Annotated in this window: 11 protein-coding genes and 1 pseudogene; 8 read left to right on the forward strand and 4 right to left on the reverse strand. The window is 42.2% G+C overall.

Annotation, left to right across the window (positions count from 1 at the left end; all coding sequences use genetic code 11):
* The first annotated feature begins 214 nt into the window (after nucleotides 1–214).
* The 8 genes and pseudogenes from PGX00_RS22105 to PGX00_RS22140 all read left to right on the forward strand — a co-directional run bounded on the left by PGX00_RS22105 (nucleotide 215) and on the right by PGX00_RS22140 (nucleotide 8,125).
* Nucleotides 215–433 (forward strand): hypothetical protein, encoded by a 219-nt coding sequence (locus PGX00_RS22105; RefSeq protein ID WP_272140638.1) that lies wholly within the window; start codon nucleotides 215–217, stop codon nucleotides 431–433.
* A gap of 198 nt (nucleotides 434–631) precedes the next feature.
* Nucleotides 632–1,081: a TetR family transcriptional regulator gene (locus PGX00_RS22110; RefSeq protein WP_272140640.1), complete on the forward strand. Its 450-nt coding sequence runs from the start codon at nucleotides 632–634 to the stop codon at nucleotides 1,079–1,081.
* A gap of 340 nt (nucleotides 1,082–1,421) precedes the next feature.
* Nucleotides 1,422–1,790 (forward strand): hypothetical protein, encoded by a 369-nt coding sequence (locus PGX00_RS22115; protein WP_272140642.1) that lies wholly within the window; start codon nucleotides 1,422–1,424, stop codon nucleotides 1,788–1,790.
* Between the two features lie 86 nt (nucleotides 1,791–1,876).
* Nucleotides 1,877–2,308: a TetR/AcrR family transcriptional regulator gene (locus PGX00_RS22120; RefSeq protein ID WP_272140644.1), complete on the forward strand. Its 432-nt coding sequence runs from the start codon at nucleotides 1,877–1,879 to the stop codon at nucleotides 2,306–2,308.
* A 293-nt stretch (nucleotides 2,309–2,601) separates the two neighbouring features.
* Entirely contained in the window at nucleotides 2,602–2,823 is a 222-nt protein-coding gene (locus tag PGX00_RS22125; RefSeq protein WP_272140647.1) for a hypothetical protein, read from the forward strand.
* Between the two features lie 47 nt (nucleotides 2,824–2,870).
* Nucleotides 2,871–3,671 (forward strand): efflux RND transporter periplasmic adaptor subunit, encoded by an 801-nt coding sequence (locus tag PGX00_RS22130; RefSeq protein WP_272140988.1) that lies wholly within the window; start codon nucleotides 2,871–2,873, stop codon nucleotides 3,669–3,671.
* Between the two features lie 48 nt (nucleotides 3,672–3,719).
* Nucleotides 3,720–6,775: pseudogene (locus PGX00_RS22135) on the forward strand (efflux RND transporter permease subunit).
* A gap of 90 nt (nucleotides 6,776–6,865) precedes the next feature.
* Nucleotides 6,866–8,125 carry an esterase/lipase family protein gene (locus tag PGX00_RS22140; protein WP_272140649.1) on the forward strand — a complete coding sequence of 420 codons (1,260 nt, stop codon included), beginning with the start codon at nucleotides 6,866–6,868 and terminating at the stop codon, nucleotides 8,123–8,125.
* A 597-nt stretch (nucleotides 8,126–8,722) separates the two neighbouring features.
* Here PGX00_RS22140 and cyoE read toward each other — a convergent pair.
* The 4 genes from cyoE to PGX00_RS22160 all read right to left on the reverse strand — a co-directional run bounded on the left by cyoE (nucleotide 8,723) and on the right by PGX00_RS22160 (nucleotide 12,324).
* On the reverse strand, nucleotides 8,723–9,628 hold the full coding sequence (gene cyoE / locus PGX00_RS22145) for a heme o synthase (protein ID WP_272140651.1): 906 nt from the start codon (nucleotides 9,626–9,628) through the stop codon (nucleotides 8,723–8,725).
* Nucleotides 9,621–10,829, reverse strand: coding sequence for a COX15/CtaA family protein (locus PGX00_RS22150; protein WP_272140653.1), 1,209 nt, complete (start codon nucleotides 10,827–10,829; stop codon nucleotides 9,621–9,623). The genes cyoE and PGX00_RS22150 overlap by 8 nt, the downstream gene beginning before the upstream one ends.
* Nucleotides 10,830–10,840: 11 nt before the next feature.
* Nucleotides 10,841–11,368 carry a hypothetical protein gene (locus PGX00_RS22155; RefSeq protein WP_272140990.1) on the reverse strand — a complete coding sequence of 176 codons (528 nt, stop codon included), beginning with the start codon at nucleotides 11,366–11,368 and terminating at the stop codon, nucleotides 10,841–10,843.
* An 89-nt stretch (nucleotides 11,369–11,457) separates the two neighbouring features.
* Nucleotides 11,458–12,324 (reverse strand): SURF1 family protein, encoded by an 867-nt coding sequence (locus PGX00_RS22160; RefSeq protein ID WP_272140655.1) that lies wholly within the window; start codon nucleotides 12,322–12,324, stop codon nucleotides 11,458–11,460.
* Between the last annotated feature and the right edge of the window lie 6 nt (nucleotides 12,325–12,330).

Below are 12,330 nucleotides of genomic sequence, written 5' to 3' on the forward strand. Positions count from 1 at the left end.
AATCGCGAGAACTGGATAGGATAGCACTATGTTTTCATTAAATGAGAACTTTGATAACTCCGGTAATTTGATAAAAAATGAATGCTATATAGAGTACAAACAACTGCAAAATGCTTGAGAGCTCTACCAGCTAAGCCTGGTAGAGTGTGAATAGTGAAAAATAAATCAACATAACCCATTGGCCATGCAGAAACTTAAAACTGCTGTAGGATATATGAATACAAAGGTAGGCCGGTACGGACAAGGATTAAAAGTTACTCTGGATAGCCAAAGTGGAATACCTAAACTGCTAGTCAAGAATGAAGGTGGTCAAGTAGTGAAGCGTATAAATGGCGCGATGGTGGCCAATAAAATGAGCAAGGGGTTTATGTTGTTGTGTAACTTAACTTCGGAAGTGGCTCCTAGAGAACGCTTGTCGTTAATATTTGTATAATGCACGTAAATATTTACTTTGCTCCATGGTGGAATTTGGTTATAGTGGCGGATTAATAAAGTGCGCCGCACTTTAACTAATCCTGAATTTGTAGACTATTTGTGCGTTTAAATAAGAGAAAAATCAGATATGCGTTTACAAACAAGTGCTTGGTTATAACATATGAGCCCCTGGTTCCGGAAAAATAGGTTGTAGATTATGGCAAAAGCTACTGCTGAAGAGGCAGCGCTTACTAAACAAAAAATTATTGATGCAGCAGTATCAATAACTTTAGAGCAAGGGTTTGAAGAGGCTACTCTTGGTAATTTGGCTAAATATATAGGGATGTCTCGTTCTGGAATTACTTGCCATTTTAGATATAAAACAGATATTTCAGAGGCAATTGAACCTGAATTAAGCGCTATTTTGTATGCGAGTATCGACTTCAGTTCATGCCAGTCTTTTGAAGACTCTTGGATGAGTGCAACTGAATCTAATCCTAAATTTAGAGCTTGTATAGCCTCTATGGGGCCTGTTATTCCTTCTTCCGTTGGTTTTGAACGTTTGGTTAAAAAAATCGAAAACGGAGAACATCAACAAAAGAGGAATACGGTCTACAAGTGCCTTGGCTACTCGTTGGTAGAGATAGACCGTATTTGGCGAGCCTAACCTTATAGAGCTCACTAACCCAACTGTTGTTAAAGCGCTGGGATAATTCGGATGAATAGAAACCAAATATTCTAGCTCCGCCAAGTTAACTAATACCCCCTTACTACCCGGTTTCAGTAAGGTTTTTTCTGGGTTTAACGTTTCCGCAAACACTTATATTGGTAGACCTATTCTATAAACACTCGTTAATTACGAGTAGTGTGGTCCTGTGTACCTATAGTAACTACAGAGTATTAAAGTAGGTATTAGCCCCCGGGCTTTTGCAGTAATCTTTATGAAGGGACTATAATAATAGGGATAAGAGCCTTCTTAGGCATCAGACTGTTATAAGGTAACAAATATGTTGTTAAGAATTTTTGCATTGGCTTTTATGTTTAGCTCAACCCTAATATACGCCTCTGATAAGGACAAGCAAGAACAGGTGGAGACACTTCGAAATATAGAGTTTTGTAGAATAGTCGCTAGTCAATTTGAGCCTAATGAGCTATCCAAGTGGGAATCTTTGAAACAAAGTTACTTTGATGCAAGACGAGGCGCTCCTGCCAAATCCACTCAGTGGACGGATCCTAAGAAAATAATGTGGGGTATCAAGTCTGCTGAAAATGATGCGACCAGGAGGTTAAGTTCATTGCCTGCTGAAGAGCTTTATGTGCATTTTACATGTTACGAAAAGTTGGAGAAATTACAAAAATCTAAACCCTGGCAATAGTATTTCAATTGACAGGTCTATTAAGCGTAACTATTAATTCGTTATTCTAAAAATTACTAAGCAAATTGCCAATTTTGGGGTGTTAAATGGGACGATCTAGTGCTGCAAAGGCAGAGCTTACAAAGCAAAAAATTATAGAATCTGCTTTTGCTCTCACGTTGAATGAAGGTTTTGAAGCATTAACTTTTACGAAACTGTCCAACCATTGTGGTGTATCCCGTTCAGGTATAAATAGGCACTTTCCTAAGAAAAATGACATCGTAAAAGTGCTGGAGCCAAAGCTGGAAAAGCTATTAAAAGCGCAGATGGACTTTTCATCTCCTTCAGCGTTTTATAAATCCTGGGTAGATGGTTTAGCTAGCAACTCTGAGTTTCGTAGCGCGTTATTGGCAGCAGGACCGATTATTCCTACGGATAAAGGGATCCGGAATTTAAAACGGCTTATCAAAGGCAGTGAAGCAGAAGTGATTAAAACTATATATATGTGTATAGGGTATGCAGTCGTCAATCTTAATTGAGTGATATTCATGGTGAAAATCAGTAGAAGCCAGGTATAATCTACGTGTATAATTTGTTAAATTAATGTAGCATTTGCATTGGTTGTATTTACGGTTATTTCAGTGCTAAGAGCAGCCTATCTTCGTTTAAATCTATAGAATGTCACTCAACAACACGACCTTGCGGAAATGGATTTTAGCGCATATTTAGAGGATTTCATCCTCTAAATGGATAAGGACAAAGGCGTAGTTGATGAAATGTCAGAGTATTAATCAAATTATTTAAGTTTTGTTTTCCATTATGGAGAAAAAGTATGTTCCACAAAAGTAAGATGAGTCTACTTCTTTTAATTGTATCTGCTACAGGGCTAACAGCTTGCAACGCAGAAAACGAAACGGTCATACAGAAGGATCTGGTTCGCCCCGTCAAAATTATTTCTGCTGGCATCGAATCCCGACAGGATATTACTAAGTTTCCGGCAGTGGTTGATGACAATCGCCTAGTTGAGCTGAGTTTCTCATCAGGGGAAGGCTAGTCGAGTTTCCTGTTAAAGGTGCCCAACAAGTTAAAACAGGCGACATAATTGCCCGTCTAGATCAACAAGATCTGAACAACAACCTGAGTAAGGCTAGAGTTCAGTACGACAACGCGGAACAAGAATACAAGCGGGCCGTAAAGTTATCAAAAAGCAAAGCAATATCTCAAAGCACCCTTCTACAGAGAAAGACCGAAAGAGACGTTAGCCTGTCGCAGCTGAAAAGTGCGAAAAAAGCCGTGAATGACGCGATTTTACGAGCGCCATTTGATGGTGTAGTTGCTCAGACTCTTGTTGAAAATGGGCAGTCACTTTCCGGTGGTCAAGGTGTCATTGTTCTTATTGGCGGCGACATATTAGAAGCTTCCATCGACATATCTGCATCGTATTTAGCTAGCCTGTATAAAAGTGACAATGAAAACATAAAAATAGAGTCTTATATCACCCTAGACGTCGCTCCTGAGCTACCGTTGGAAATTAGATATAAAGAAGCTCTGCTTCTTGCTGATGCTACCACGCAAACTTACAACGTTACTTTTGAATTTACTGCACCTGAAGGGGTACTTGTGTTACCTGGTATGAGCGCGACGATTGAAATACGCACCACCAATGATTCAACTATAAATTCTATAGGCGTACCTTTAAGTGCGATTACGAGTGATGGCGATAAGAACTATGTATGGGTAGTAAACAAACAAGATATGACAGTAGCTAAGCGCGAGGTAACGATTGCTAAAGGCGTTGGTGACATACAGGTTATTACAAAAGGACTTGAGCTGAAAGAGTGGGTTGTGAGTGCTGGTGCTTCGTACTTATATGAAGGAATGAAAGTAAGGAAATGGAAATGAACTTATTGAATTACTTTATAAAAGTGAATTGTGAAGAGGCAGGTACACATGAATATTGCTGAGTTTACAATAAAGAATACGGTGCTAAGTGTTATTGTTATCTTGCTAACGATAGTGGGTGGGTGGCATGCGTATCAGGGAATGGCGCGCTTTGAAGATCCTGAGTTTACTATCAGACAAGCAGTTATTGTTACCGGATATCCGGGAGCAAGCTCACACGAAGTCGCTCTTGAGGTAACTGAGCCTTTGGAGAAAGCGATTCAACAGCTTCCTGAAGTCAAAACTATTGAGTCGGTATCTACCTACGGGAAGTCAGAAATCAACGTAGAAGTAAGATATGAATTCTCAAAGACACGAGGTGATTTGCAACTTGTTTGGAATAAACTTAGAAACAAGATTAATGACACAGTAAGTTCGTTACCACCTGGCACCGGAACGCCTTATGTTGCGGATGATTTCGGTGATGTTTTTGGTTTGCTCTATTTTGTTACCGGGCAGGGTTTCACTAATGTTGAACTAAAAAAATATGCGAAATCATTGCAAAGTTCTCTACTTCAGGTCGATGGAGTAGCTCGTATATCTATTGCTGGGGAGAAAAGTGAAGCGATTTATGTAGAGATATCTCAACACGATGCAAAACGTCTTGGTTTGTCTATTTCTAATATCGTTAATATGCTGTCACAGCAAAATGCGGTCGTTTCATCAGGGAGCGTCAAGGTTGGAAACAAGCGCCTTGTTATTGACCCCACCAATGCTATTGATTCTGTAGACTCGATCAAAAACCTCTTAATCTCCGCCGATTCAGATGGAAGATTAGTTTATCTAAAAGACATTGCGAAGGTGTGGCGAGGCTATAAAGAACCGGACGAAAAGCTCTATTTGTACAATGGTGAACCTGCTATCGCTATTGGTGTGTCGGGGCAGCTCGGAAGCAATATTGTAAAAATAGGCCAGGATATTGATGCAAAAATAACAGAAACTGAAGATTTGCGACCTCTAGGAATTGAGTTGCATGAGTTTTACCATCAGGGGAAAATCGTCGATTCTTCGGTAGAAAACTTTGTTGTCAATGTGATTGCTGCCCTTGTCATTGTTATCGTGACATTGTTGATTTTTATGGGGTTAAAATCAGCGTTAGTGATTGGTTCCATTTTGCTATTAACCATTTTCGCGACACTAGCAACAATGAATATGGTTGATATTCCAATGCATCGTATTTCATTGGGGGCGCTGATTATTGCGTTAGGTATGATGGTAGATAATGCCATTGTTGTAACAGAAGGCATCCTCGTTGGTGTTAAAAATGGAATCCGCAAGCTGGATATAGCAAAACAAATTGTCCAGCGTTCAGTTTGGCCTCTTTTAGGAGGTACTCTGGTTGGTATCATTGCGTTCGCCCCGATTGGATTTGCACCCGGTTCAACGGCAGAATATACAGGACATCTGTTCTGGGTAATCCTGATTTCATTGTTGTACAGCTGGCTATTTGCAATAACGCTAACGCCATTATTTTGTTTTTGGCTATTTAAAGAAGCGACTCAAGACTTGGTATCTGAAGAAAAGGAAAGCAGCTTTACCAGACTCTATAAAAACTTCCTCTACACGATGTTGAAACAGCGATATGTTGTGATGATCGGTGTTGTTGCTATGTTTTTTGCTTCGGTATGGGGGTTCCAGTTCGTCAAGCCGGGGTTCTTCCCAGCATCGACAACCCCAATGTTTGTTGTTGACTATTGGTTACCTCAAGGCACAGATATAACCACGACAAAACGTGACGCTGAAGAGTTGGGACGATTTGTACGGTCACTTGACGGTGTTGACGATGTTCAGACCTCAATTGGAGGTGGTGTACCAAGATTCATGCTAGTTTATGCGCCTGAGTCTCAGAACTCAGCGTACGCTCAGCTCCTGATACGCACAAGCGACGATAAAGTTATTGATGGTCTTTTAACTCAGATTCAAGGTTATATTGATGAGTCTTTCTCTGATGCTCAAGGAAAAGTGTGGAAGTTTGTGTTGGGACCTGGCGGTGGTTCCAGGATAGAAGCCAAATTCAGCGGGTCTGATACCAAGGTTTTGCGTGACTTGGCAACTCAGGCGAAAGCAATTATGGCTGAAGATGGTCGAGCTTTATCCATTAAAGATGACTGGCGCCAACCAATCAGCGTTATCGAACCGATATATGTTGAGAAAGCAGCTCAAAGAGCAGGGATTTCTCGTGAGGATTTAGCATCCGCACTAGAAACGAACTATTCCGGTAAGAACATTGGCGCCTATCGGGAGCGTGATGAACTGATCCCAATCATTGCCATAGCTCCTATAAATGAACGTTCAGGTGTCGAGGACATTAACAGCGTTCAGGTGATCAGCTCTATTACTGGGCAAGCTGTACCTATCGGGCAAGTAACGGATGGTTTTAGAACAGTTTGGCGCGATGGTGCAGTTAGACGTGTTGATCGCCAGTGGGAAATCAGAGCTCAGTCAGATCCGGTGCCTGGAGAACTAACTACTGATTTATTCAGCCGAGTGAGACCAAAAATAGAGGCTATACCATTACCTGAAGGTTATGAGCTAGAATGGGGGGTGAGTATGGTGACTCGGCTGAATCTAACAGTAACTTAGCTTCTACGATTCCACTAGGTTTTGCAGCCATGGTTATCACTGTGTTTGTGCTGTTTGGTACAGTAAGACAGCCGGTAGTTATATGGTTAGTAGTACCCCTTGCTCTGATTGGTGTTTCTGTTGGTCTGCTAGCGACCGGGACACCAATGGAGTTTATGGCCATTCTCGGTTTGTTGTCTCTTTCGGGTTTACTTATCAAGAACGCAATTGTGCTAGTTGATCAAACCGACTTAGAAATAAGTGAAGGCAAAGCAAGGCATGATGCGGTGATTGATGCTGCGGCAAGTAGACTACGACCAGTAATGATGGGAGCTCTGACGACGGTTTTAGGTGTTATTCCTTTGTTTTTTGATGCCTTCTTTAAATCAATGTCAGTAGTGCTCGTCTTTGGTCTGGCTTTTGCGACGCTATTAACACTGGTAGTCATACCTGTGCTTTATGCCATTTTCTTCAATATAAAACTAAAAGAAAGCACAAAGTAATTATTGTAAATAAATGATAATTAGCCGCATAAGAGTGAGTTGATTCTTGTGCGGCTAATTAATTGCAGCGAGTATGGTTCGGTATTGGTGATGCGTAAGATGGAACAAATACTTAATGTCATTTCTTGGGGGCTGGTGTTAATTTTAGGGTCAGGTTGCTCCTATATTGGTTTAACTCAAAATGTGGCGCTATTAAACCATTCGTCAAGTATTTCTGGTGTTGTTGGATCAGAAGAAAGCGATACACCCATTGTCGTTACTCTGAATAAGGTTACTGGCGAAAATGTAAAACTAGAGGAATTCGTTACCACTTTTCCAAATGACTTATTCAGATTCACAGTTGAAGAAGGGAGCTATTACCTATTTGCATTTGAAGATCCGAATAAGAACTTCACTTTAGATGAGAATGAAAGGATCGCATTCTACGGCTCACCCAGTTTATTGAGGCTGGAGCCACATGAGAACGTAGGTAACTTAAACCTTCAACTTCTATCTACTGACAGTGCAAAAAGAGTCTTACCACGCATATATAGTCCCGAAAGCCCATATAAACCAGTAAGTCACCAAAGTAACTCTTTAGGCAAAGTAGTTATACCATCGTACTTCCAACCAACAGTTGGTCGTTTAGGTATGTGGGAACCGGTGAAGTTTCATGAAATGGGAAATAGTGGAATTTTTTTCCTGGAAGAATACGAACCTCATAAAATCCCTGTGCTTTTTGTTCATGGAATGAGTGGGTCAGGTTACGATTGGTTGAATCTTGCAAATGAACTGGATAGAAATATCTACCAGCCATGGATAGTGCAGTACCCATCAGGTATAGATTTAGAGTTGTCTTCCCAAATGCTACATCAATCTGTCACGGAGCTAGCGATTCGCTTCGATGTAAGTGAAATAAAAGTGGTAGCTCACAGTATGGGTGGGTTAGTATCAAAGAGCTTTATAAATCATGTATTTTCTTCGAAACCGCAACAACCTAATATATCTTCCTTTATAACTATATCTACACCATGGGCTGGGCATGATGCTGCGCAAATAGGAATTAAATACATGCCTGTTGCCGTTCCATCCTGGTTCAACATGGCTCCGAATAGTAAGTTTCTGCGTAATCTTAAAGCCGTTCCTCTAAGAGAACATCTTTCATTTCATTTATTTTTCAGCTATCGCGATAACCCGAGCCTTATTTCGTCTAAAAATACAGATGGTGTCGTTTCAATAGAGAGCCAGCTCATGACTGAAGCGCAAGATGACGCAATATCGGTTTATGGTTTAAATGAAAGTCATACTAGTATTTTAAAAAGCCCCATCATGGCGAAAAAGCTCAATGAAGCTCTCAAAATGTCTCATTAAACCTAAATTGAGTTAGATGGGTAAGACGCTTGAGTTCAGTTTTTCTATCCAATGCTCAGTCTTGTCTAATTGCATTTTGTGATACCAACAGTTATCCGTATTTTTCTAATTTAAGTAATTATTCTAAGAAGGTTTTGTCCAGAAATGAGTCAGAACGGAGCAAATAGTGTTTGTGATCACCGAGCGATTCTGTCGTACTGTAAAACCTAAAAATCGAGCATAGTAGCTCGCCTTTTCTTATTTATATTTGAGACTCAACTGTATCCAACTTGATATGCAGTGTTCAAATGGGGGGGCGGGGGTAGTTAACGAAGTTTTAATAATCATTTAGATATAAATGAGCTGCGCTTTAAACATTCACTAAGACTATGAGTGAAGCTCAAACGGGGGACCAAACCCGACACTGGATTTTGCCAGTGCCCGATTTGAGTATAAAAAGAAGGGTAGTGACGCATTGGTCAATTTGTATTTGAATTGATTCAACATATGTAATGGTAAGTTGAATGGTTAACTTCAACAGAGCGTCACGTCGGTTGCTTTCTATTTTGCGACGTTAGTTGAAGATCTGATTCAACCGTTGCACGGTTTAGAAGCAAGTTACCAGCCCCAATAATGATCAACTAACAGAGCAACAAACAGCAGCATTAAGTGATAAATAGAGAACTTAAATGTCTCCATGGCGGTTTTGTCGTTGCTTTGGTGCTTCAGTTTCCATGCGTGGTAAATAAACCCAGCATTTAATATCACCGCTGAGCTTAGGTAGATCATGCCGCTCATGCCAACCAGTGCAGGCAACATACAGACAATAAACAGCAAAATGGTGTACAGAAAAATACTGGTTTTGGTGTAATCAACGCCATGGGTAACCGGTAGCATTGGAATATCGGCTTTGGCGTAATCGTCTTTACGATGGATGGCTAAGGCCCAAAAATGCGGTGGTGTCCAAGTAAAAATAATCATCACCAATAGCCACGCATTACCGTGCAACTCTCCGCTCACTGCTGTCCAGCCCAAAAGAGGCGGCATTGCCCCTGCAATCCCTGCAATTACAATGTTTTGTGGCGTGGAGCGTTTAAGGAACATGGTGTACACCACGGCATAACCGAGTAGGCTAGCAAATGTAAGCCAAGCGGTAAGAGCGTTTACTCCCCAGAACAGAATAACGAAGCCAACAGCCCCAATGGACGCGGCAAACAAAAATACTTCCGAAGACTTCACCGCGCCAGAGGGCAAAGGGCGCTTATGGGTACGAGCCATTATGGCGTCTATTCTGCGATCAATTAGGTGATTAAAGGCGGCAGCTGAGCCAGCCATAAGCGCGATACCAACCATTCCTAATAGGCTTTGCTGTAATGGTAAGCGGCCGGGAATCGCTAAGCACATCCCCACTAGGGCAGTCAGGAGCATTAGTGCAACCACCTTGGGCTTGGTCAGTGCTAAGTAGACTTTAAATCTGGATTGAGTTAACTCTGATGAGCCTGCGGCCAATAAGGTTTTACTCATGACTATCTCCTGTCTCTTTTGGGGCAAAAAAGGTGTTTTGTAATGAAGGTTTTATTGATGACGGTGCCAATTGGCTGGTGCGTCGCTTGTAGGCGAACGGTTTATTGGAACACAGCGAATAGCTAATACGTACGGTATTGGCTAATAGTAGCGCACCGCATACATTGTGCAGAACCGCGATAGTGAGCGGCAAAGTGAACACCACATTGCTTATGCCTAACCCTACTTGAATCACTAGTAGCGCAAACAGCTGCTTTGCTGCTTGTTTGTGAAATTTTGTGGTTGATTTTGCCAATTGCCAGCAGAACAACATCACCACAAGGGAGGTAATTATCGCGCCTATTCGGTGGCTAACGTGAATGGTTGTTCGTCCGGCAAAGTCGAGCACACCAAATTCGTAATTGTCGAATCCCGGCTGATAAAGGGAAAATGCGGTTTTGAAATCGAGATGATTTATCCATTCTCCCTGACATACCGGCAAGCTTGTACACATTAGGGCAGCGTAGTTAGATGAGGTCCAGCCTCCTAAGCTAATTTGTAACACGATAACAATTAGCGCAAACAGGGATAAGAACTTTATAAAGAAGGTGGAGCCAGTATTCGGCTGCTGTGACTGATGCTGCAATTGAATTTGTAAACAAGGTTGTTGAGAGTGCTTTGGTATAGAGCAGAGCTGCGTATGCAGCAGCACTAACAGACTGAGCAAAGTAAAGCCTCCCAAAAGATGAGCGAGTACGATCACGGGCATTAACTTTAAGGTAACCGTCCACATGCCCAGTAGCGCTTGAGCAATCACCAAGATGGTGAGTGCCACGGGAAGCAGCTTTCCTACCGCTTGCGCGGCGTCATCTTGCTCTTTGCTTGTGCTCTTTTTCAAAAACAGCACAGTAATAGCAAATACCACTAAGCCTAGCGAACCGGCAAAGTAGCGGTGAATCATCTCTGCCCACGCTTTACTGGTTTCTACTCCTTGATTTGGGTATAACTCGTTTGCTTTTTGTAACTCTTGTTTACTTACCGGTACAGTCAATTGGCCGTAACATCCGGGCCAATCGGGGCAACCTAGGCCAGCATCGGAGAGTCGGGTGTATGCACCTAGCGCAATGACGCCGATGGTGAGCAAAATGGCCCCTCTTACTAGCCAAAATCTAAAAGTATCTAGCTTAACTGAACCTGTCTCTTGCTGTTCCTTAGCATTCATTAGTGACTCTCCTAACCGACTCGAGAAAGCTTAAGCAGCTTACGTAGATCGGATAATAACCCTTTGTTTTGCACCACTAGATCCGTTTCTGAATTCGCTACGGGGTACTTCATGACCAGTTGTCCTAGTGGGTCTGTTATCACGTATTCCGCCGCCGAAGCTTGCTGTAAAAAGGCGTTGTTGATTGGGATCTGGATAAAGCCATCAAGGGCAACACTTGCGTCACTGCTAGAGGAGACAAACACTGTCGCGGTGACTCTAGGTTGGTATTTTCCTAACGCCGTATGAGACTGCTTAAGAAGATGAAGCTGTTGCTGACACAGAGTTAAACATTGAGAGGGAAGTACATAACCCAAGTGCCAATTTGGACCGGCGTTATTGATGTCCGCAGGAAGTTGTATATTTAGGTCAGCATAGGTAAGTCTTGGCGCTATAAGTACCCCTTTATTGGTCACGCCCGATTGATACCAGTGCTGAGACAGAATGGCTTTTGCCACAATGGCGGGTAGGGCGAAGATAAAAAACAGACCAATAAGCATCCATCGCCCTCTAGACTGTCGCTGTTTTAGGGATTCAGTATCTGCCTTTACGGCAGAGAGATCACCACCAAGTGGAGAGGCTGACGGTTTCATAACGTGCTCCTTTTTTGGCGTTTTCTTGTTTTAAGCTGTCGATCCGTTTTAAGCTGTCGATCCGTTTTAAGTACTCGGTTCGTTTTAAATAATAGGGTGAGCATAAGCAGTAACCAAACTCCAGCCATGACAAACCACTGGAAGGCATACCCGAAGTGTTTGGAAGAAGACATAGGCAGAGGTTTCCACGGTTGAGGAAGTGAACCAATGGTAAAATGGTCACCACTTTGAGGTTGCAACTCTGTTGCCTTTGCGGCTAGTGTTGGGGGTTCCGGACGAAATGGTTGCAAAGCAAAGGGATAAAAAAACTGTTCTAAAGATTGACTAAGCTGGTCAAGGTTTAAGTTTTGAATGCGTATTTTTGAATGAACGGTATCTAGAGTTTCGAGCATTAAGTCAGAGCTCAGCGGATTTAGTGAGCGGTGGTATAAGCGACCTCGTTGAACGCCTGCTGGTAGTTGTTTAGATACTTCTGGCAATATCTCGCGGTTGTTGCCAGTTGGAACAAACCCTAACTCCACCAGTAACAGTGTATCGCGGTTGGCGTGATTAAGTGCTTGATAGACCAAATATCCCGCTTTGCCCTCAAAAGTTTGGTTGTCTAAATAGATTAGTGGCAGTGAGGTGGTGGAGAGTGAAGCCGAAATTTTTATACCGACAACATTTTCGCTAACCGATAAGTGGTTTATCTGGCTCAGTTCCACCAAGGGGATTAGGGGTAATTGCTCTCTAGCTTTTAAATCGTTCTCTATTTTCTGTTTCTCTTCGCCTCGCCCAAGTTGCCAAAAACCAAGGTTGACCAATAGCGCAAATACAACCAAAGTTAACAGAGCACCAAATAGCAATGACGCTGATGAGCGCAAAGGAGA

It is taken from the genome of Vibrio algarum (assembly GCF_028204155.1).
Taxonomy (GTDB): Bacteria; Pseudomonadota; Gammaproteobacteria; order Enterobacterales; family Vibrionaceae; genus Vibrio; species Vibrio algarum.

What these genes read in the sequence shown, in the direction of transcription:
- PGX00_RS22105 (WP_272140638.1), top strand. Translation starts at nt 215, where the DNA reads ATGAATACAAAGGTAGGCCGGTACGGACAAGGATTAAAAGTTACTCTG.
- PGX00_RS22110 (WP_272140640.1), top strand. Translation starts at nt 632, where the DNA reads ATGGCAAAAGCTACTGCTGAAGAGGCAGCGCTTACTAAACAAAAAATT.
- PGX00_RS22115 (WP_272140642.1), top strand. Translation starts at nt 1,422, where the DNA reads ATGTTGTTAAGAATTTTTGCATTGGCTTTTATGTTTAGCTCAACCCTA.
- PGX00_RS22120 (WP_272140644.1), top strand. Translation starts at nt 1,877, where the DNA reads ATGGGACGATCTAGTGCTGCAAAGGCAGAGCTTACAAAGCAAAAAATT.
- PGX00_RS22125 (WP_272140647.1), top strand. Translation starts at nt 2,602, where the DNA reads ATGTTCCACAAAAGTAAGATGAGTCTACTTCTTTTAATTGTATCTGCT.
- PGX00_RS22140 (WP_272140649.1), top strand. Translation starts at nt 6,866, where the DNA reads ATGCGTAAGATGGAACAAATACTTAATGTCATTTCTTGGGGGCTGGTG.
- cyoE (WP_272140651.1), bottom strand. Translation starts at nt 9,628, where the DNA reads ATGAGTAAAACCTTATTGGCCGCAGGCTCATCAGAGTTAACTCAATCC.
- PGX00_RS22150 (WP_272140653.1), bottom strand. Translation starts at nt 10,829, where the DNA reads ATGAATGCTAAGGAACAGCAAGAGACAGGTTCAGTTAAGCTAGATACT.
- PGX00_RS22155 (WP_272140990.1), bottom strand. Translation starts at nt 11,368, where the DNA reads ATGCTTATTGGTCTGTTTTTTATCTTCGCCCTACCCGCCATTGTGGCA.